A 17761-nucleotide genomic window follows, 5' to 3' on the forward strand; every position below is an offset into this window, starting at 1 on the left:
GCTGCCTCATGCCGGTCGCGGGCGGGGCCCGCGACCGGGTCCGGCAGCGGATGCGGCGGCGGCCGACGGCCGTGGCGGTGGCTACGGCCGGGCGTGTCCGGTGGCGCGGCGTCGTGCCCGGACGGCCGCCCGCAGGGCCGGCCACAGGCGCAGACGGCGTGAGCTGTCGCAGGCGGCGAGCAGGCGGGCCAGCCCGTCGCGTTCGTGCGGTGGGACGAACAGCAGGACGATCACCATCGGCAGCACCGCCGCGGCGATCTCGGTCAGCACCAGCAGAGCGATCGTGGTGGCCGCGGTGACGGCGAGGGCTTGCTCGAACACGGGCTTGCTCCTGTCTTCCGCGGCGGATTCACGACGTGAACGCGACCACGGCGACCATCGCCAGGGCCGCCAGGGTGGTGAGGGTGACGACGACGGCAGCCGCTGTCGCGCGCAGCAGCGGCGCGAGCGGTGCCAGCGCCCGCTTGAGAGCCGCCAGCCCCACGAACAGGCAGGCGGCCGCGACGGCCAGGCAGACGACCGGCACGTCGGGAAGTGACATCAGAGAGGTGGAGAAAGACATGGTCGACCTCCATTCCAGCGATGCGCCGGATCCCGACGCATGTGCACCGGTGAGGGCCTGACCTCGATGTCAGAGGCCACGACGCCCCGTTGCCGTGACCTTTCCGTGACCCTCGCACTGAGAATGAGGCCTAATCCCTACAAAAGGCAATATTCATCGCTAAGGTTGAATGGACAAAAATCGGTGGGAGGCCGGAAAAATGCTGTTTCACGCACCGGCAATCGCCCGCCGGGAGCCAGACGGGGACGTACCCCTCACAGGCCTGAACGGTGGAGGGCACGCATCACGAAGCCGCGTGTGGCGCGGGACCAGCCGGGGACGTCGCGGAGGGTTTCCCGGTCGGCGGCGTCGATCAGCAGGGACACGGCCGCGGGGTGGGTGTCCGGGCCGTTGCGGTACGCGCAGGCGACCGCGGCGGTGACGGCGACGAGTTCGCCGCCGGTCGGGGACGGCGTGTCCAGCATCTCCTGGAGAGCCGCGTCGACGGAGGCGCCCGGGGAGGGGCAGCAGGCGAGGGCCAGGTTCGCCGAGGCGCGTGGGCCCTCGCGGTCGCGGGGGACCGCCAGCCAGGCGGTGACGGCCGGCGGGTTCGGCGGGAGCCAGGCGGTGAGCGCGGCCGCCCCGGCTGCCACCTCGTCGTCCGGGTCGGCCAGCCAGCCGGTGATCGTCGGCGCCAGGGCCGCGGTCCGGTGGTAGCAGTCCGACGCCCAGCGGACCGCCACCGCGTCCAGGAGGCCGGCCTCCTCGTCGGTGTACTCGTCGCCCTCGCTGTGGAAACGGGCCACCAGCGCCGTCACGTCGGCGTGGTCGAGGATCCGGGCCGCCGCGAACGCCGTGTCCGGGTCGAGCGGCGGCTCGTCGTGGTTGCCGACGGTGATCGCCGTCAGCAGGCGGAGGATCCCGGCGCGGCCGGGAGTGCCGGGGGACTCGATCAGCGCGGCCAGGAACGGGATCACCTCCCGGCTCGCCTCCCACGTCGTCCCCTGGTGGCAGACACTTCCGGCGAGGGCGTTCAGCGCCTCGCCCCGGGCGCCGGGGTCCGGCGAGCGCAGCGCGGCCAGACGGCCGGGCACGTCGGCGGCGGGGCCGTACGCGTGATGCAGCTCGCCCCACCGGACCGTGTCGAGGCCGGCCAGCGGGTCGCCGGGCTCAGTCATGGCGATCCTCCTGCCCTTCGGGGACGCCGTACGCGGCGCGGCTCAGGCGCACCAGGTCCGGCAGATGCGCCGGTGGGTCGTCGCGCCACCAGGCCAGCCACACGTCGATGCGCGGGACCCGGCGCAGGGTGCGGTAGGCGACGCCGGGACGCGGGTTCTGGTTGGCGGTCGCCTCGGACGTGACGCCGACGGCCTGGCCGGCCGCGATCAGCAGCAGCCACTCGTCGACGCCGGTGGTGTCGCGGACGTTCGACGGGCCGGGGCCGGGCGCCCACAGGTCGAGGGTGGTGGTGCCGGTACGGGCGTCGATGGCGACCGGGTAGCGGGCCAGATCGCTGACGTGCAGGGTGCGCCGGCGGGCGAGCGGGTTGTCGGTGGCGACGGCCGCGCACCGGGCCTCGGTGCCGATGTGCGCCGAGGCGAACCGCGGATCGTCGAGGGCGCGGCGCACCACCGCCACGTCGGCGGTCCCGTCGCTGAGCCCGGCGCTGGGGGTGTTGGTGTGCACGAACACGAGCGGCGTGCCCGGGTGCAGGGCCGCCCACGTGCGCTGCAGGCGGCGGGTGTGTTTGCCGAGGGCCGCCCACGCGTACCCGATGCGCAGCTCGCTGCGCTGCCGCTCGGCGAGACGGCCCAGGTGGGCGACCTCGTCGAGGATCCGGCGGGCGCCGGCCAGGACCTGCGTACCGGTCCCGGTGAGCGTGACGTGGCGGGTGGTGCGTTGCAGCACGCGTACGCCGAGCGCCCCCTCCAGCGCCGCGATCGACCGGGACACCGCGGCCTGCGAGACGCCCAGCTCGGCGGCGGCGTCGGTGAACGTGCCCGTGTCGACGACGGCGACGAGCGCGCGCAGGTGACGCAGTTGCAGATCCATGCGCCCAGCGTATAGATCGCGCACGCCGCGTATTTCCCCCCACCCCGTCACGACGCCCACACTCGAGACATGACGGCTGTGGTCGAGGAGAGAACGGTGACGGGGCGCGGCTCGCGGCTCGCCGGGCTGGCGATGATGGCGGGCGGCGCGGCCAGCAACCAGACCGGCGCGGCGATCGGCGCGCACGCGTTCGGCCTGATCGGCCCGTCCGGTGTGGTCGCGGTACGGCAGCTGGTGGCCGCATCGGTGCTGCTGCCGGTGGTCCGGCCGAACCTGCGCCGGTTCACCTGGGCCCAGTGGTGGCCGACGATCCTGCTCGGGGTGGTGTTCGTCTCGATGAACCTCACTCTCTACACGGCCATCGACCGGATCGGGCTGGGCCTCGCGGTCACCCTGGAGTTCCTCGGCCCGCTCGCGGTCGCGCTCGCCGGCTCCCGTAGCCGCCTCGACCTGCTGTGCGCGGCCGGCGCGGGCGTGGGGGTGTATGTGCTGGTCCTGCCGTCCGGCGCCAGCGACTGGACCGGCATCGGCTGCGGCCTGGTCGCGGCGTGCTGCTGGGCGTCGTACATCCTGCTCAACCGGCTGCTCGGCCGCCGTCTGCCCGGCCTGCAGGCGACCGCGGCCGCCACCACCGTCGCCGCGGTGCTCACCCTCCCGATCGTGATCATGCTCGTCGTCCAGGGCCGGATGACACCCCTGGCGCTGGTGTACGGCCTGGCCGCCGGCCTGATGGCGTCGGTCGTCCCGTACGCGATCGACCTGCTCGCGCTGCGCCGCGTGCCGACCGCCTACTTCGGTGTGGTGATGAGTGTCCACCCGGTCTTCGCGGCGCTCGCCGGGTTGATCCTTCTCGGACAGGTCCTGGCGCTGCACGAGTGGATCGGGATCGCCGTCGTGGTGGCGGTCAACGTGGTGGCCGTCCGGCAGAATGCGGGGCGTGGCGGAGCAACTGGTTCACTCGACGGCCAATGAGGTCACCGGCGGGGTGTGGCGGATCCGCCACGGCGGCGGCACGGCGATCCGCAAGATCGTCAACGCGCGCCGGGACGGGGCCGCCGCCCACCTGGCCGCCAGCGACGATCCGGGGCATTTCAACTACTGGCGGCGCGAGCCCCTCGTCTACCAGACCGGGCTGGCGGCGTCGGCGTTCGCGGCCGGCGGGCTCCGGGGTCCGTCGCTGATCGCGCTGAACGAGCTCGGCGACGGTGTGGCCGAGATGATCCTCGAGGACGTCCAGGGCACGGCCGGAATGTCCCTTGAGACCGGTGAGCTGGGCGACTGTGCGTACCGGCTGGGGGTGGCGCAGAGCGGATGGGCCGGGGACCCGCCGCGGACCGCCTGGCTGGCCCGCGATTTCCTCACCGACTACACGCTCGCCCAGCCGGTTCCGGACGATCTGCGCTGGGATCATCCGGCGGCCGAGGCCGCGCTCGCGGCGCCGCTGCGGGCCGGTCTGCTGCGGCTGTGGGAGCGGCGACGCGAGCTGATCGAGGCCTCGGCGGCGCTGCCGCGCACTCTCTGCCACCACGACGTCTGGCCGATGAATCTGATCGGTTCCGGTCGCGGACCTGTCCTTCTCGATTGGGCGTACGCGGGACCCGGCGCCCTGGGTGAGGACGCCGCCAACCTCGCGCTCGACACGTTCTGGGACGGCTACGCCGACGTGACCCGTCTGCCCGCCGTCGTCGACGCGGTGATCAGCGGATATGCGCGTGGCGTCGCGGACGTGCTGCCACCGGAGCAGGCGCGGCGGGCGATCATGGTGACCGGGGCGACGAAGTACTTCTGGCTGCTGCCGCGCATGCTGGCGTCGGCATGGAGCAGCCCCCGCGGCAAGGGTTACGACACCCGCGACTGGGAGTCGATGTTCACCGGCCGCGCCCCGATGTTCCAGCTGATCGTGGACTGGTCCGAGGCCGTGTGACCGGCTGCCGGGTGGAGGTCACCGGCCGGTGAGACGGCCGGTGGCGGCGGCGCGCACCTCGGCCGTCTCCATCGGGTCGTCGCGTAGGTACTCCAGGCGCCGGCGAAGGAGGTCGTCCATCGGTGTGTGCCGCACGGCCAGCAGACGGACGTCGGCCTCGCAGTCCCACAACCCCTCGACGATCTTGCGCTGCGCGCCGTCGGCATCCAGGGTGACCAGGGCGTCCAGGTATCCGGCGCGTTCATAGGAGTGCGGACTGAACCACAGCTGATGCAGGCGGGACACCACTGCCACGGCTGCCGGACCGCCGACACGGGCCAGGCCGCGCGCCAGATCGTGGTAGCCGCATCGATCATTCGGCCGCGCGTCGAGCCACTCCAGCCCCGCGGCCAGCGCCGGCGCGTCACCGGCGTCGCCGTGCGCGGCCAGCACCCGCAGCGCCGTCCAGGTCAACGGATGATCGGCCACCGTGACCCAGCGCCGGGCGGCGGGTACGGCGACGTCACCCATCTCCTCGATCACACCGTGCAGTCGTCCCGCGCCCCGCTCGCCCGCGAGGTCCTCGGCGATCTCCAGCACCGCCGGCTCGGGCGGGCGGCGACGCAACTCGCCCAGCGCCGCGGACCAGTCATCGGCCCGTTGGCCCTGCCGCAACAGATCCAGCAGCGTGGCCGCCGGTGTGTCGGCGAACGGGCGGCGCGGGCGTTCGTGCCTGTTGCTCGTGGCCTGGATCGCGGCGGCGATGCGCTCGTCCCGGTCTGCCCACACCGTCCACGGCGCCGCCGGCCACCAGGCGTCGTACTCGCCGATGCCGTCGATGCGGTCCGCGACCAGTGGATACAGATCTTCCCAGTACTCCGGAGGCCAGGTCCGGGCCACCGTCTCCAGCGCGTCCACCCAGCGCACGCCTCGGCGGACGTGGTCGCGTACCCCGTCGACGGCCGCACCGATCCCGGCCCGGCCCAGCGCTTCGAGCACACCGAGGGCGACCGGATACGACTTCTCACCGTCCAGCAGGCCGATGACCGGCGCGATCGGCATCCGCAGGTCACGGACGAGCCGCGCCAGATACACTTCGCGCTCGTCGACCTGCGTATCCCAGCGCCAGTCGTCCTCGAGGCAGGCGGTGACCGGGCCGGCCGCGCCGAGCGTCGACGCGGCCCCGTGGGCGCCGCGCCCGAGTCCGCGCTGCAGCGCACCGAGAACGGTGTTCGGGCTCGCGTAGTAATCCATCGACGGACAGTGTGGCGGCTGATTTTAATGATCACCATGAACATCCGGTATGACGACGTCCTCGATCCGCTGCGCCAGGCCTACGACAACCGTGCCGGCTGGCGCGACGGCCTCACCAAGGAACCGTGGAAGCTGGTGGAGCGGCAGGCCTTCCGCGACCGGCTGGCCCCCGGCGCCCGCCTGCTGGAGGTGGGGGCGGGCACCGGGCAGGACAGCCTGTTCTTCCAGGAGCAGGGCCTGACCGTGGTCGCCGCCGACCTGTCGCCGGTGATGGTGGAGCACTGCCGGGCCAAGGGCCTCGACGCGCACGTGATGGACTTCCTGCACCTGGACTTCCCGGCCGGCTCGTTCGACGCCGTCTTCGCGATGAACTGCCTGCTGCACGTGCCGAACCGGGATCTGCCGACAGTGCTGGCCGCGATCCGGTCCGTACTGCGGCCCGGGGGTCTGATGTTCGCCGGGGTCTACGGCGGTGACGGCGACAGCTGGGAGGGCACCGTCGACACCGACGAACACGTGCCGCCGCGGTTCTTCTCGTGGCGCAGCGACGAGCAGCTGATCGGATTCGCCACCGGCGCCGGGTTCGCGGTGGTCGACTTCCACCCGGTCGACACCGGCCGCGGGTTCCGGTTTCAGTCGCTGACCCTCACGGCCACGGCAGCGACTCCCACAGCCGAGGGTGACGGGTGAGGTGGATCAGCCGGTCGGCGAGGCGACGGTGAGCGGGGCTCCCGGCTGAGCCGCCCCACAGCGGGGCGCTGCTCATGCCGTCGGCGGCGGCCACCACCAGGGCCAGCACGTCCTCCGGCAGACCGTCGGCGGCCAGGGCCGCGTCGATGCGCTCGGCGTCGGCCCGGGCCACCTCGGCGACCGCGGGCAGCGTCATCAGCTGGGTGATCAGGGCCAGCGACTCGCGGGCCTCGTCGTCGCCGCCGGACAGCACCGCCCGGATGTAGGCGCGGGTCAGCCGCCCGGGCGCGGCGTCGGCCGGGTCGAGCGCGGCGTCGACGGCGGCCTGGAACGCCGCCAGCTCGGTGCGGACCAGCTCCAGGATCAGCTCGTCCTTGCTGGCGAAGTGATAGATCAGCCCGCCCTTGGAGACACCGGCGAAGCGGGCGATCTCGTCCAGGGAGGCGTGGATGCCGCGCACCCGGATCGCCTCGGCGGCGGCTGCCAGCAGCGACCGCCTCGTCTCCTCCGGTGACCGGCCGGCTGTGCGTCCCACGACCGACAACCTACCCACGGCCGGGCCGCGGACGGCGCCGGGGCCGGGTCGGGGTGGGCGACGGGCCTACGGCTGGGCCTACGGCTGGGCCGGGGTCGGCGATGGGCCTGCCGTGGGTCGGCTGGGTCTACGGCCGGGCCGGGGACGGTGACGGCGCCTGCTGCGGGCGCGACGGGATGAGGCGCCACGCCAGCAGGGCGGCCGCGAACGTCAGGGCCGCCGCGACCAGGGACGTGACCTGCATGCCGGCGATGAACGCGGCGCGGGCGGCGTCGGCGGCCGGGGACTGCGGGCCCAGCACCTGCAGGGCCGGGCCGAGCGAGTCCCGTACCGCCGCGGTGTCCTCGGCCGAAAGGCCGGAAGGGATCATCACGGTGCCGCGGTAGACGAACGACACCAGCGATCCCAGGACCGCGATGCCCAGCACGACGCCGAGCTCGTTGGCGGCCTCGGTGATCGCCGACACCGAGCCGGCCTTGCGCGGCGGCGCTGCGGAGACGATCGCGTCGCCGGTCAGCGTCATCGCCAGCCCGATGCCGAGACCGATGGGGACAAGAGCAAAACCCATCCAGAGGTACGGGCCACGCGCGGCCGCCGCGACCAGCGTGAGCCCGGCCGCGGCCGTGGCGAGACCGAAAGCGATCGCCCGGCCCCGTCCCAGGCGCGTCACCGCGACGCCGATCAGCGCGACGACGGCGATCGAGGCGACCGTCGCCGGTAGCTCGGCCAGGCCGGCCCGCAGCGGGGTGAGCCCGCGGGCGAGCTGCAGGTACTGCGAGAAGAAGAACAGCAGCCCGGTCAGCGCGAAGATCGCGATCACGTTCGCGGCGACGGCCCCGGAGAACGCGGGGCTGCGGAACAGCCGCACGTCGAGCATCGGCTGGTCCAGGCGCCGCTGCCGGCGCACGAACAGCCACCCCGCGGTCACGCCGGCCAGCACGCACCCGGCCGTCACCGCGTCGGCGCCGTGCCCCGCGACGTGCTTGATCGCGAACACCAGCGGGACGATCGCGGCCATCGACAGCGCCGCCGACAGCACGTCGAACCGGCCCGGCTGTGGATCACGCGACTCCGGCAGCAGCAGCCACCCGGAGACCAGCACCACGATCATCACCGGCACGTTGATCAGGAAGACCGACCCCCACCAGAAGTGCTCCAGCAGGAAACCGCCGGTCAGCGGGCCGATCGCGGAGCCGGCGCCGAACGCCGTCGACCAGATGGCGATGGCCCGGGCCCGCTCGGTGTCGTCGGGGAACAGGTTGCGGATCAGCGAGAGCGTCGACGGCATCAGCGTCGCCCCGGCCACCCCCAGCGCCAGCCGGGCGGCGATCAGCTGCCCCGGGCTCCCGGCGAACGCGGCCAGCAGTGACACCGCGCCGAACGTGGCCGCGCCGAGCAGCAGGACACGCTTGCGGCCGAAGCGGTCGGCCAGGTTGCCCATCAGCACCAGCAGACCGGCGAGCGCCAGGGAGTAGACGTCGCCGATCCACAGGACCTGCTCGGCGGTGGGGGAGAGGTCGGCCGTCAGGGCGGGCACGGCCAGGGCCAGCACGGTGTTGTCGATGGCGAGCAGGAGCACGGCCGCGGCCAGGACGGCGAGCGCCGCCCAGCGGTGCGGAGAAGGAAGCATGCCAAAACTTTACCGACCAGTCGGTAAAGTTTGCCAGCCGGCTGTTCAGGCCAGGTCGAGCAGGGCCGTGCCGGCGTCCGGGACCAGCCAGTCGTCCCAGAAGCCGAGGCGTCCACACTCCACGCAGCGGCTCGTCACGGCCAGGGCGCGGACCGTGTCGCGGCGCTCGCCCAGCGCGAAACCGACCGCCAGGTTGAAGTCGTCGCTGCCGCAGTCGCAGCCCAGCAGCGTCACCTCGTCGTCCGGGAAGTGCCCGGCGCCGGCGGCGATGACGTGGGTGCCCGCACAGCCCCGGCAGTCGCGCCGTGCCGCCCGCCGGGCCAGGTCGCCGCGAAGCCCGAAGACCCGGCCACCGCAGCCGGCGCAGGCACACAGGCGTACCTCGTCGATGTCGTAGCCGGCGGCGCCCTGCTCACGTGCGTACCCGATCAGGTCCTCGATGGACGTCATGGGAGACATCATGGTGCCCGGCCGCCCGCAGCGTGGCCCCTCCGGGCCATGGCCGAGAAACCTGGCTGTCTTCCTAGGATGATTTAGGGAGTGTGGCGTCGGTCGGCCGGTACTCACTCCGGCGAGTCGATGAGGTCGAGTGTCTCCAGATGGGCGCGGATCTCGGCGGCCGTGGGCATGCCGAGTTCGGTGTAGAGACCCAGGGCCACTTCGCACTGGCCCTGGGTCTCTACACCGTTACTCCTCTGCCCGGCCATTCCCGCGTGTGCCGCGGCCTGCTCGTCCCGAGCGTTCATACCGAGCGTGATCGTCGAACGGCGGTCCAGCTTCGGCGTCTGCGGCAACATGGTCGGCGCCGGTTGGCAAGGAGCGCGCGTTGTCCGGAGAAGGGCGGCGCCCGGGGAGACACGCCGATCCCACTAGTATCCTAGGATGGCCTAGAGCACGTGGCCCTGAGAACCAGAACGACGGCTTCGCCGGCTGACCCCTGTCGAGTGGTCTGTGGGGGAGGGCCGGGAGCTGTCGGGCTTTGGTGGTTAGCGTCGCGGTGGGGTGGAACGATCGGCGACTCAGGAGAGTTCACATGCGATCGCCAGCGCGTCAGCTCCTGGCGGCGGTGTCGGCGGCCGCCGGTCTGGTCCTGGTTCCGGCGCCGGTCGCCGCTCACGACCGTGGTCCGGTGCGGGGCTTTCAGGTGCCGGGGCCCTCGCCGCGCCCGGATCTCAAGGGCAAGCGGCTGCGGTGTGACGGCGGGCCGGCGACGTTCCTGATCGATCCCGAGGGCTATCGGCGGGGCATCCCGACGGCGGCGGTGGGGACGAAGCTGTTCGCCGACACGGTCAAGGTCGAGTTCAAGGGGTGTGACTCGATTCCGCTGGCCGGGTATTTCAGCCAGGACGCGTACCTGGCCCGGTTGTCCGGGACGTTCGATCTGTTCCTGGTCACCAACGGGGTCAGGTACGCGATCGCGGACGCGGCCACCTTCGACGCGTTCCACTTCGACTGGGACAAGGTCATAGTGCTGTCGGTGGGCGAGCTGCGGCGGATACCGCTCGCGGCGACCTGGCGTATCTGAGCGCCGCATCAGGCATTGCTCACCCGGGACCGGCCCGGCCCGCGCGCTGTCGTGGGCCGGGTTCGGCCCTGTGACGCTTCAGGGCTGGGGCCGCAGCCGGCTGCCCGGGCGCAGCCGGCCCTGGTCGTCGAGGTCGTCGAGCAGGGTGGGCAGTCCCTTGGACAGCATCGTGCGCCGGACCCGGGCGAGCAGCCGGGACATGACGAAGCCTTCGATGCCGCGGAAGCCGGTGTGCTGGTAGGTGAGACGGGTGCCGGTGGCGGTCTCGTCGAGGCGGCAGGTGACGAGGCTCGGGGTGTCGGTCTCCTTGTTGCGCCAGGTGAAGCGCAGCAGTGCCGGGCGGTCGGCGGTGAGGACCTCGCAGCGGACGATTCCGTCCCAGCCGGGGACCGGCTTGCCGACGAAGCGGAACCGGGTGCCGGCCACGGGCTCGAATCCTTCCGGCCGGCCGCCCTGTCCGGTCGAGGTCCACAGCGGCACCAGCGCCGGGTCGGTCAGCGCCTGCCACACCACCGGCCGTGGGCGGGGGTACTCGTTGACGATGGTGAACTCGCTCATGTGACCGTCTCTCCCTCAGGCAATTTTTTACAGTCACTGTAAACAAGTGGGTTGCTGTACGCCAGCTTCGGGAGCCGGTATCTTCGAGGCGTGCCCGATCTGCCTGCGCCCGCACGAACCTCGTCGCCGGGGCGCGACCACCTCGCCGGGAACGGGTCCGAGCCCCTGCGCGAGCGGCGCCGGCGGGAGCTGCGGCGGCAGCTGTCGGAGGTGGCGACCCGCATGTTTCTGGATCGTGGCTTCGACGCGGTGCGCGTGGCGGATGTCGCGCGGGCCTGCGGGGTGGCCGAGAAGACTGTCTTCAATCATTTCCGTACCAAGGAATCCCTGCTGGTGGACCGTTGGGAGGAGCAGACCCGGGCACTGTGCGACGGCCTGGCCGACCCGGACACCGCGCCGGTGGACGCGGCGCTGGCGGTTCTGGACGGCGAGCTGGCCTTCCTCACCTCGCCGGCCAGTCAGCGGGCGGGTGGATTCGGCGTCGACGAGCTACGCCGCTTCAGCCGGCTCGTCGCCTCCACGCCGTCGCTCGTGGCACACAACCGGGAAGCTCTGGACCGGCTGACGGCGGCGGCCGCCGCGGCGCTCGCCGGCCGTACCCGGAGCGCTCCTGAGGATCCGGAGGCGTGGATCACGGCTGTCGCGCTGGCCGGGCTCTGGCAGGTCTACACGGTCAGCCTGCACCGGCACCTGGACGGTGACGACCCGGCCGCGATCGGCCGAGCCGTCACCGTCGACCTGCGGCGCGCCGCGGGCAAGCTGCGTGGTGGCATCTGACGACGAGGTCGCGTCGTTCCATCCTAGGATGCGTTAGAGGTGGTGCGGCAAGCCGCACCCGGTCAAAACCTATAAGGACGGCTTCGCCGACACGACAAGGGATTCGGTAAGGTGTCGTTCGTGACTGCCGGGTCGGCCTTGGGCCATTACCGAGTGGGGCACCCGGCTGACGCGTGATCGCCGGGCGGCCGCCACGGTCGCCTGTTGCCCGCGCTCGTTCGCCGCCTGATCGTTCGTCTTTCTCTGCGTGTGGCCGTCTGTGTGACGGCGGATTTCTGCTGCCCGCCGGTGTGCGGGTTTTCTGGGTGGACTACCGAAAGCTGAGAATGTCGAACGATTTCAACTCTTCTGTCATCGCCGAGTTCCGGGCCAATCAGGGCCGGGTCGGTGGGATGTTCGAGGGTGGCCGGCTGTTGCTGTTGACGACGACCGGTGCCCGCAGTGGGCGGCCGCACACCGTGCCGCTGGGTTATCTGCCGGATCAGGATCGGGTTCTGGTGATCGGGTCGGCTGGTGGGTCCCGTCGTCATCCGGCGTGGTTCCACAATGTGCTCGCGGATCCGGTGGTCCGGGTCGAGGACGGTCCGTTCGTGTACGAGGCGACGGCGACCGTGCTGACCGGTGCGGAGCGGGACGAGGTGTTCGCGCGGGCTGTCGAGCAGGATTCCGGGTGGGCCGATTATGAGCGGCGTTCCGGGCGGGTGTTGCCGGTGGTGGCGTTGCGGGCGGTGCCGGTCGCGGGGCCGCCGCGGTCGAGTGGTGGGTCGCCGTCGTCGCCGGTGGAGGTGTTGCGGCTGGTGCACGGCGCGTTCCGGCGGGAGCTGGAGTTGATCCGGCGCGAGGTGGTGGCGTCGGGTGCGGTGGTGGGGGCGCAGTTGCGGGTGAACTGCTTGACGTTGTGCGCGAATCTGCACGGCCACCATGTGAAGGAGGATCAGGGGCTGTTCGCGATGCTGGAGTATGCGCATCCGGAGCTGGCTTCGGCGGTCGGGGAGTTGCGGGCCGAGCACGGTGTGGTGGCTGTGTTGCTGGAGCGGTTGCGGTCGGTGCTGGGGGAGCCGGGTGTGAGCCGGGAGGCGTTGCTGGCCGAGGTGGATGCGTTGACCGGTGATCTGATCGCGCATCTGGATCGTGAGGAAGCGGTTCTGGCCGGGGTCCGGTAGGGGCTGGGGGCTGTCCCGGAGGTTTGCTGTCAGGTCTCCGGGACAGCGTCGGCGAGGGTGCGTGCGGGTGCGCCGAAGTGGCGGGTGAGGGCGGCGCGGAGGGTGTCGTGGGTGCCGGCTGACCAGGCGGTGAAGCAGTCGGGGCGGACGAGGAGGGCGGTGGCGGTGGTGCCTTCGAGGTGGCCGGTGAAGATGTCGACGCGGTCGTTCCAGGGTGCGGCGGTGGGTGCGTAGGCGCCGGTGGAGTCGAGGAGCAGTGGCCGGGCGGTCCGGGTGAGCTCGGCGAGGGTGCGGGGGCCGTGGTCGGTGTGGATGGTGAGGTCGGGGGTGATGCGGCCGGCGAGGGGGTCGGTGGGGTCGCTGGGGTAGTGGGTGTCGGCGCCGGACATGAGGGCGGCGATGTGGGCGGTGACTTCGGGTTTGTGGAGTAGTTCGGTGAAGAGCTGGCGTAGGCCGGTGATGTCGTCGCCGGGGCTGATGAGTGCGGATTGGGCGCGGGTGGACATGACGACGCGTTCGGCGACGGGGCGGCGTTCGGTTTCGTAGGTGTCGAGCAGGTCGGGTGGTGCCCAGCCGTGGAGGGTGGCGGCGAGTTTCCAGCCGAGGTTGGCGGCGTCCTGGAGGCCGAGGTTGAGGCCGGGGCCGCCGATGGCGGGGTGGACGTGGGCGGCGTCGCCGAGCAGGAGGATGCGGCCGGTGCGGTATCGGGTGGCGATGCGGGTGTTGCCGGCGGTGAGTCGTCGGAGGAGTCCGGGGTGGTCGGGTGGGTTGATGGGGATTTCGGTGCCGAGGACGCGGGTGACGCTGGTGCGGAGTTCGTCGAGGGTCATGGGGGTGTCGTCGTCGGTGGTGGGGGTGTCGGGCCATTCGGTGGTGCCGAGGATGGCGGGGCGGCCGGGGAAGGGTGCCCAGACGATGAGGCCGTGGGGTGTGCGGGTGTGCTGGAAGGGTGGGACGGTGCCGTATCCGGGGGCGTTGATGGCGCCGGTGTGGGGGTCGAGGGCGCTGGTGGGGATGGTGACGTTTGCGGTGCGGGAGATGGTGCGGTCGTGGGTGACGCCGGGGAAGTCGATGCCGGCGAGGCGGCGTACGGTGCTGCGGCCGCCGTCGGCGCCGATGAGGTATCGGGTGGTGATCCGGGTGCCGTCGGCGAGGGTGGCTTCGATGCTGTCGGGGTGTTGGTGCAGGTCGGTGAGGTGGTGTCCGCGGCGGATGTCGGCGCCGAGTTCGAGGGCGCGGGTGGTGAGGGCGGCTTCGAGTTGGGCTTGGGGTATGCCGAGGCCGTAGTGGGGGTTGTCGTGGAGGGTGGTGAGGTCGAGGGGGAAGCCGCCGAAGGTGAAGGCGGGTTGGGGGGTGGGTGGGTCGGGGTTGCCGGTGAGTCGGCTGTGGAGGCCGCGGCGGTCGAGGAGTTTGACGACTTGGCCGATGAGGCCGTTGGCGCGGGGTTCGTGGGTGGGTGTGGGGTGGCGTTCGAGGATGACGGGGTGGATGCCGGCGAGGGCGAGTTCGCAGGCGAGCATGAGGCCGTTGGGTCCGGCGCCGATGATGAGGGCGTCGATCATGGTGTGGTCCTTTGTGGGCGTGGGTGATCGCCGCGGGGCCCGGTGGGGTCGCGGTGGTGGGTGGGTGTGGGTCAGGGGGTTGGGGTGGGGAGTCCGGCGGCGATCTGGGTGAAGGCGTCGGTGATGAGGTTTTGGATGGGGGTGGGTGTGGGGTTGTCGAGGTAGTGCTGCATGGCGACGGAGATGGCGGCGGTGGCGGCGGCGGCGACGAGCCGGGGGTACATGTCGGTGGGGTGGGTGCCGGTGCGGTCGGCGATGGCGGCGACGAGTTCGGTTTCGGCGATGGCGGTGGCGCGGAGTCGTTCGCCTTCGAGTGCGGGTTCGGCGAGCATGGCGCGGATGCCGGTGGCCCAGTGGGGGTGGGCGGGGGTGGGCATGGCGTCGACTTCGGGGCCGCGGGTGAATTGTTCGAGGGCGGCGGCGGTGAGGGCGGTCCAGAGGGGTTCGTCGGTGGGGCGTTGGCGGAGGGCGGTGGCGGTGCGGAGGCTGCGGTCGAGGTGGCGTGAGGCGATGGCTTCGGCTTTGCTGGAGAAGTAGTTGTTGAAGGTGCGGGGGGAGACGCCGGCTGCTTCGGCGATGTCTTCGACGCGGACGTTGTCGTAGCCGCGTTCGGCGGTGAGGTGGATGGCGGCCCAGCCGAGGGCTGCGCGGGTTTCGGCTTTTTTGCGTTCGCGGAGGCCGCTCATGTGTCCACCGTAGCTTGAATTGCGTGGCACGCAAAGATGCGTGCCACGCAATTTTCTTAGCCCCAGGGGTCCGTGAGGTCCATCCACGGGTCGGTGGGGCCGAGCGGGTCCGGCCACCGGTCGGGGCACGGGTCGTCGGGGTCCGGGTAGGGCCAGGTCAGGTAGTCGTACTCGGAGTAGTCGCCGACGATCGGCAGCGGTGGCGGGTCGGCGGCTCGGGCGGGGCCCGGGGTGAGCAGCAGGGCCCCGCCGGCGAGGCTGCCGATGAGGATCAGTGCGCGCATGAGATGCCTCCTGGTGATGGGTTGTCACCCAGAAGGGTGATCCGCTGTGCGTCCCGGTGTGGCGGGTTTCCGTAGCTGTCTCTGAACCGCTTCGCCGGTGAACCGCCGCCGGCCGGCGACCCACTCGAGCCCGCGTTGCAGTGCGGGCGCCTCATCGCTCGTTCACCCGGGCCGCGACGATCCGGGCGCGGCAGGCCTCTCAACTCGATCGTGAGGGAGGGGCGGGCGCTCAGGGGCGGACGAGGACGGTCCGGGTATGGGCGGGGCGGAATCCGGCGGCCTGGTAGAAGGCGGCGGCGGGGGTGTCGCGGCCGGTCAGCAGATACCAGTGGGTGACGTCGGGCAGCTGCTGGGCGAGGTCGGTGAGCAGCCGGGCGCCGAGGCCCCGGCGCTGGTGGGCGGGGTGGACGCACATCTCCTGGAGCAGGAAGTGGTCGGTGGCGCCGTAGCGTTCGCGGTGGCCGATGGCGAACCCGGTGACGGCGCCGTCGTGGCCGGTGGTGTGGGTGGCGTGGGCGCGGGGTGTGGTGAGCATGTCGTGCAGGCGCTGGGTGGCGTCGGCCGGGTGCCAGGTCTCGTTCCACGGTGGGCGGGAGAACACGTCAACGTAGAGGCGGGCGTAGGCGTCGAGGTGGTCGAGCATTCCTCAGAGGGTAAGGCTCAGGTGGACGCTGTTGGGGTCGGGGCGGTAGCCGGCGAACGGCGGGCACGGCTGGAACCCGAATCGCCGGTAGAGGGTGCGGGCGGGGTGGAAGAAGTCGCCGGCGCCGGTCTCCAGGTAGAGGTGCTGGTATCCGCGGTGGCGGGCCTCGGTGATGAGGTGGGTGAGCAGCGCGGCGGCGACACCGCGGCGCTGGGCGGTCGTGGCGGTGCGCATGGATTTGATCTCGGCGCCGGCCGGGTCGAGGTGTTTGAGGGCGGCGCAGCCGACGAGGTTGCCGTCGTCGTGGGCGGTCCAGACGGTGATGCCGGGGGCGCGGAGGCTGTCGAGGTCGAGGGCGTGTTTGCTCTCGGGTGGGGTGATGGCGCGCATCTGGTCGACGTGTTCGCGCAGGAGGGCGGCGATGGCGGGGCCGGTGAGGTCGTCGACGGTGATGTGCAGGGTCACGGCGGCTGATTTTACGGCGCCGTCACAGGTGCAGGGTCCATCCGCGGTGGTGGGTGAGGCGGATGACGGTGAGCGGGGCGACGGCGAGGCGGGGTGTGCCGGGTGGCAGGCCGAGGGCGGCGGCGACGATCAGGCGGATCACCAGGGGGTGTGCTATGGCCGTACCTCTGGTGGTGGTTTGTCGTTGCAGCCAGCCGGTGAGGCGGCCGGACGCGGTGGTGAGGGATTCGCCGCCGTGGGGTGCCGCGGTGGGATCGGTGAGGAATCGCTGGAGGGCGGCCGGGTCGATCTGGTCGAGGGGGCGGCCGGTCCAGGCGCCGAAGCCGGGTTCGGCCAGGGCCGGGTCCTCGGTGGTGGCGGGGGCGTCGAGCAGGTGTGCGGTCTGGCGGGCGGCTCGGGTGGGTGCGATGAGCCAGGGCCGGTCGTCGGGGAACAAGCGTGGCAGCAGCGCCGGGGAGTCCTTGAGGGCGCGGGTGGCGGTGCGGCCGGCGTCGTCGAGGGGGTCGTCGCCGCCGAACACGGCCCGGCGCAGGGCGGGGGTGTGTCCGGCGGCGATCAGCCGTAGTGCGGTCATGCGGCGGTGACGGTGGCTTTCTGCCGGGCGGGGGTGATCAGTCCGGCGAAGCCGATGCCGAGGGCGGTCCAGAGGATCGCCTGGGTGCCCAGTGACGAGATCCGGAAATCCCACAGCAGGGTGGCCGGGAAGTCGGCGGGGACCTCGTGGAAGGTCGGCAGCAGGGTGTAGGCGATGCCGACGACCACCAGGAACGCGGCCGTGCCGGCGGCCGCGCGGCGCCACTGGTGGCTCTGGGTGCGGGCGGCGAGGACGGCGGCCCAGACGGCGACCAGGCCCAGGGCGAGCACTGCCAGGTAGGCGGCGGTGCGCTGGTCGATGGTGTCGGGGTTGCCGACCGCGGGCGGGTTCGGCGGGTATTTCAGGAACGGGACCACGACGATGCCGGTGAGAGCGGCGGCGGCCAGGCCGAGGGCGGCCTGGGTGTCGCTGCCGGTGCGCAGGTGCCGGCGCAGCAGGGTGTAGGCGGTGGCGAGGATCCCGCCGAGCGCGACGCCGTAGAGGCCGGTGGCCAGGAACAGCCCGACGGTGCTCTGGATGTCGCGCTCGACGAGGGGCGCCTCGCCACCGGCGCCGCCGGATGCGGCTTCCTCGATGGCGATGGCGGCGTTGATGTGCGGCTCACCGGCCAGGTAGGCGAAGCCGCCGGCGAGCAGGCCGGCGGCGAGGCCGGCCAGCAGGCCGCGCAGCAGCAGCGGCAGGTAGCCGGGCCGGTTGCTCAGTGGCACGGGACACCGAGCAGGTGGCGGCCGTCGTGCATCAGCTCGTGCAGGTACATGCCGCTCTGGGAGAGCGCGCCCTGGTCGAAGGCGACGAGGTAGGCCAGCAGGAGCATGAGCCCGGTGAAGCCGGCGGCGGTGGCCAGGAGCTTGCCGGAGACCGCGGGGGTGGTGAGGGCTTGTGCCTTGGGCATGGTGGA

The 17761-nt window shown here is 72.1% G+C and carries 24 protein-coding genes; 6 read left to right on the forward strand and 18 right to left on the reverse strand.

From position 1 onward, the window contains the following. Nucleotides 1-81: 81 nt before the first annotated feature. From BM290_RS23525 to BM290_RS23540, 4 genes are all read right to left on the reverse strand, one after another. A complete protein-coding gene (locus tag BM290_RS23525) occupies nt 82-321 on the reverse strand; it encodes a hypothetical protein (protein ID WP_093617606.1) in 240 nt (79 codons plus the stop codon). Between the two features lie 28 nt (nt 322-349). Further along, nucleotides 350-562 carry a hypothetical protein gene (locus BM290_RS23530; protein ID WP_143133905.1) on the reverse strand — a complete coding sequence of 71 codons (213 nt, stop codon included), beginning with the start codon at nt 560-562 and terminating at the stop codon, nt 350-352. A 254-nt stretch (nt 563-816) separates the two neighbouring features. After that, on the reverse strand, nt 817-1719 hold the full coding sequence (locus tag BM290_RS23535; RefSeq protein ID WP_093617610.1) for a hypothetical protein: 903 nt from the start codon (nt 1717-1719) through the stop codon (nt 817-819). After that, entirely contained in the window at nt 1712-2593 is an 882-nt protein-coding gene (locus tag BM290_RS23540) for a LysR family transcriptional regulator (RefSeq protein ID WP_093617612.1), read from the reverse strand. The genes BM290_RS23535 and BM290_RS23540 overlap by 8 nt, the downstream gene beginning before the upstream one ends. Nucleotides 2594-2662: 69 nt before the next feature. Here BM290_RS23540 and BM290_RS23545 point away from each other — a divergent pair, with 69 nt between their 5' ends. Next, nucleotides 2663-3565: an EamA family transporter gene (locus BM290_RS23545; RefSeq protein ID WP_177319867.1), complete on the forward strand. Its 903-nt coding sequence runs from the start codon at nt 2663-2665 to the stop codon at nt 3563-3565. After that, nucleotides 3531-4517: a phosphotransferase gene (locus BM290_RS23550; protein ID WP_239143677.1), complete on the forward strand. Its 987-nt coding sequence runs from the start codon at nt 3531-3533 to the stop codon at nt 4515-4517. Before BM290_RS23545 ends, BM290_RS23550 begins: the two co-directional genes overlap by 35 nt. An 18-nt stretch (nt 4518-4535) precedes the next feature. Here BM290_RS23550 and BM290_RS23555 read toward each other — a convergent pair whose 3' ends face one another. Continuing rightward, complete coding sequence (locus BM290_RS23555) at nt 4536-5750, reverse strand: hypothetical protein (protein ID WP_093617616.1); 1215 nt, start codon at nt 5748-5750, stop codon at nt 4536-4538. A 36-nt stretch (nt 5751-5786) separates the two neighbouring features. On the opposite strand from BM290_RS23555, the gene BM290_RS23560 reads away from it, so the two are divergent. After that, nucleotides 5787-6440: a class I SAM-dependent methyltransferase gene (locus BM290_RS23560; RefSeq protein ID WP_373871072.1), complete on the forward strand. Its 654-nt coding sequence runs from the start codon at nt 5787-5789 to the stop codon at nt 6438-6440. On the opposite strand, the gene BM290_RS23565 is transcribed toward BM290_RS23560, so the two are convergent. The 4 genes from BM290_RS23565 to BM290_RS23580 form a co-directional block, all read right to left on the reverse strand. Then, complete coding sequence (locus BM290_RS23565) at nt 6397-6975, reverse strand: TetR/AcrR family transcriptional regulator (protein WP_093617620.1); 579 nt, start codon at nt 6973-6975, stop codon at nt 6397-6399. The genes BM290_RS23560 and BM290_RS23565 overlap by 44 nt on opposite strands. Before the next feature lie 127 nt (nt 6976-7102). After that, nucleotides 7103-8605 carry an MFS transporter gene (locus tag BM290_RS23570; protein WP_093617622.1) on the reverse strand — a complete coding sequence of 501 codons (1503 nt, stop codon included), beginning with the start codon at nt 8603-8605 and terminating at the stop codon, nt 7103-7105. A 45-nt stretch (nt 8606-8650) separates the two neighbouring features. Next, entirely contained in the window at nt 8651-9055 is a 405-nt protein-coding gene (locus BM290_RS23575; protein WP_093617624.1) for a hypothetical protein, read from the reverse strand. Between the two features lie 113 nt (nt 9056-9168). Next, the gene (locus tag BM290_RS23580) at nt 9169-9351 is read right to left on the reverse strand and encodes a hypothetical protein (RefSeq protein WP_143133906.1); all 183 of its coding nucleotides are present in this window, start codon (nt 9349-9351) and stop codon (nt 9169-9171) included. Nucleotides 9352-9638: 287 nt separating this feature from the next. Here BM290_RS23580 and BM290_RS23585 point away from each other — a divergent pair, with 287 nt between their 5' ends. Next, nucleotides 9639-10130, forward strand: a complete 492-nt coding sequence (locus BM290_RS23585) for a hypothetical protein (RefSeq protein WP_093617628.1) — start codon at nt 9639-9641, stop codon at nt 10128-10130. 78 nt (nt 10131-10208) lie between these two features. On the opposite strand, the gene BM290_RS23590 is transcribed toward BM290_RS23585, so the two are convergent. Then, nucleotides 10209-10688: an SRPBCC family protein gene (locus BM290_RS23590; protein ID WP_093617630.1), complete on the reverse strand. Its 480-nt coding sequence runs from the start codon at nt 10686-10688 to the stop codon at nt 10209-10211. A 90-nt stretch (nt 10689-10778) separates the two neighbouring features. Between BM290_RS23590 and BM290_RS23595 the strand changes: the two genes are divergently transcribed. Continuing rightward, nucleotides 10779-11465 (forward strand): TetR/AcrR family transcriptional regulator, encoded by a 687-nt coding sequence (locus BM290_RS23595; RefSeq protein ID WP_203779477.1) that lies wholly within the window; start codon nt 10779-10781, stop codon nt 11463-11465. A gap of 326 nt (nt 11466-11791) precedes the next feature. After that, nucleotides 11792-12628, forward strand: a complete 837-nt coding sequence (locus BM290_RS23600) for a nitroreductase/quinone reductase family protein (protein WP_093617632.1) — start codon at nt 11792-11794, stop codon at nt 12626-12628. A gap of 29 nt (nt 12629-12657) precedes the next feature. Here the strand turns inward: BM290_RS23600 and BM290_RS23605 are convergent, their stop codons facing one another. The 8 genes from BM290_RS23605 to BM290_RS23640 form a co-directional block, all read right to left on the reverse strand. Further along, nucleotides 12658-14190 (reverse strand): FAD-dependent monooxygenase, encoded by a 1533-nt coding sequence (locus BM290_RS23605; protein ID WP_093617634.1) that lies wholly within the window; start codon nt 14188-14190, stop codon nt 12658-12660. Between the two features lie 71 nt (nt 14191-14261). Then, nucleotides 14262-14876, reverse strand: a complete 615-nt coding sequence (locus BM290_RS23610) for a TetR/AcrR family transcriptional regulator (protein WP_093617636.1) — start codon at nt 14874-14876, stop codon at nt 14262-14264. Nucleotides 14877-14932: 56 nt separating this feature from the next. Then, entirely contained in the window at nt 14933-15160 is a 228-nt protein-coding gene (locus tag BM290_RS23615) for a hypothetical protein (RefSeq protein ID WP_093617638.1), read from the reverse strand. 229 nt (nt 15161-15389) lie between these two features. Continuing rightward, complete coding sequence (locus BM290_RS23620; RefSeq protein ID WP_093617639.1) at nt 15390-15803, reverse strand: GNAT family N-acetyltransferase; 414 nt, start codon at nt 15801-15803, stop codon at nt 15390-15392. A gap of 3 nt (nt 15804-15806) precedes the next feature. Next, nucleotides 15807-16268: a GNAT family N-acetyltransferase gene (locus tag BM290_RS23625; RefSeq protein WP_239143676.1), complete on the reverse strand. Its 462-nt coding sequence runs from the start codon at nt 16266-16268 to the stop codon at nt 15807-15809. Between the two features lie 22 nt (nt 16269-16290). After that, nucleotides 16291-16842: a histidine phosphatase family protein gene (locus BM290_RS23630; protein ID WP_093617641.1), complete on the reverse strand. Its 552-nt coding sequence runs from the start codon at nt 16840-16842 to the stop codon at nt 16291-16293. Beyond that, nucleotides 16839-17570: a CbtA family protein gene (locus tag BM290_RS23635; protein WP_093617643.1), complete on the reverse strand. Its 732-nt coding sequence runs from the start codon at nt 17568-17570 to the stop codon at nt 16839-16841. The genes BM290_RS23630 and BM290_RS23635 overlap by 4 nt, the downstream gene beginning before the upstream one ends. Next, nucleotides 17561-17755: a CbtB domain-containing protein gene (locus BM290_RS23640; RefSeq protein ID WP_093617645.1), complete on the reverse strand. Its 195-nt coding sequence runs from the start codon at nt 17753-17755 to the stop codon at nt 17561-17563. Before BM290_RS23640 ends, BM290_RS23635 begins: the two co-directional genes overlap by 10 nt. Between the last annotated feature and the right edge of the window lie 6 nt (nt 17756-17761).

The sequence above is a fragment of the Actinoplanes philippinensis genome (assembly GCF_900113015.1).
Classification (GTDB): Bacteria; Actinomycetota; Actinomycetes; order Mycobacteriales; family Micromonosporaceae; genus Actinoplanes; species Actinoplanes philippinensis.

Bases quoted from the DNA above. Each gene is read 5' to 3' on its own strand.
- BM290_RS23600 (WP_093617632.1), top strand. From the start codon at position 11,792: ATGTCGAACGATTTCAACTCTTCTGTCATCGCCGAGTTCCGGGCCAAT.
- BM290_RS23540 (WP_093617612.1), bottom strand. From the start codon at position 2,593: ATGGATCTGCAACTGCGTCACCTGCGCGCGCTCGTCGCCGTCGTCGAC.
- BM290_RS23630 (WP_093617641.1), bottom strand. From the start codon at position 16,842: ATGACCGCACTACGGCTGATCGCCGCCGGACACACCCCCGCCCTGCGC.
- BM290_RS23545 (WP_177319867.1), top strand. From the start codon at position 2,663: ATGACGGCTGTGGTCGAGGAGAGAACGGTGACGGGGCGCGGCTCGCGG.
- BM290_RS23535 (WP_093617610.1), bottom strand. From the start codon at position 1,719: ATGACTGAGCCCGGCGACCCGCTGGCCGGCCTCGACACGGTCCGGTGG.
- BM290_RS23610 (WP_093617636.1), bottom strand. From the start codon at position 14,876: ATGAGCGGCCTCCGCGAACGCAAAAAAGCCGAAACCCGCGCAGCCCTC.
- BM290_RS23605 (WP_093617634.1), bottom strand. From the start codon at position 14,190: ATGATCGACGCCCTCATCATCGGCGCCGGACCCAACGGCCTCATGCTC.
- BM290_RS23615 (WP_093617638.1), bottom strand. From the start codon at position 15,160: ATGCGCGCACTGATCCTCATCGGCAGCCTCGCCGGCGGGGCCCTGCTG.
- BM290_RS23575 (WP_093617624.1), bottom strand. From the start codon at position 9,055: ATGACGTCCATCGAGGACCTGATCGGGTACGCACGTGAGCAGGGCGCC.
- BM290_RS23640 (WP_093617645.1), bottom strand. From the start codon at position 17,755: ATGCCCAAGGCACAAGCCCTCACCACCCCCGCGGTCTCCGGCAAGCTC.
- BM290_RS23580 (WP_143133906.1), bottom strand. From the start codon at position 9,351: ATGAACGCTCGGGACGAGCAGGCCGCGGCACACGCGGGAATGGCCGGG.
- BM290_RS23530 (WP_143133905.1), bottom strand. From the start codon at position 562: ATGTCTTTCTCCACCTCTCTGATGTCACTTCCCGACGTGCCGGTCGTC.
- BM290_RS23620 (WP_093617639.1), bottom strand. From the start codon at position 15,803: ATGCTCGACCACCTCGACGCCTACGCCCGCCTCTACGTTGACGTGTTC.
- BM290_RS23560 (WP_373871072.1), top strand. From the start codon at position 5,787: ATGAACATCCGGTATGACGACGTCCTCGATCCGCTGCGCCAGGCCTAC.
- BM290_RS23590 (WP_093617630.1), bottom strand. From the start codon at position 10,688: ATGAGCGAGTTCACCATCGTCAACGAGTACCCCCGCCCACGGCCGGTG.
- BM290_RS23585 (WP_093617628.1), top strand. From the start codon at position 9,639: ATGCGATCGCCAGCGCGTCAGCTCCTGGCGGCGGTGTCGGCGGCCGCC.
- BM290_RS23570 (WP_093617622.1), bottom strand. From the start codon at position 8,605: ATGCTTCCTTCTCCGCACCGCTGGGCGGCGCTCGCCGTCCTGGCCGCG.
- BM290_RS23555 (WP_093617616.1), bottom strand. From the start codon at position 5,750: ATGGATTACTACGCGAGCCCGAACACCGTTCTCGGTGCGCTGCAGCGC.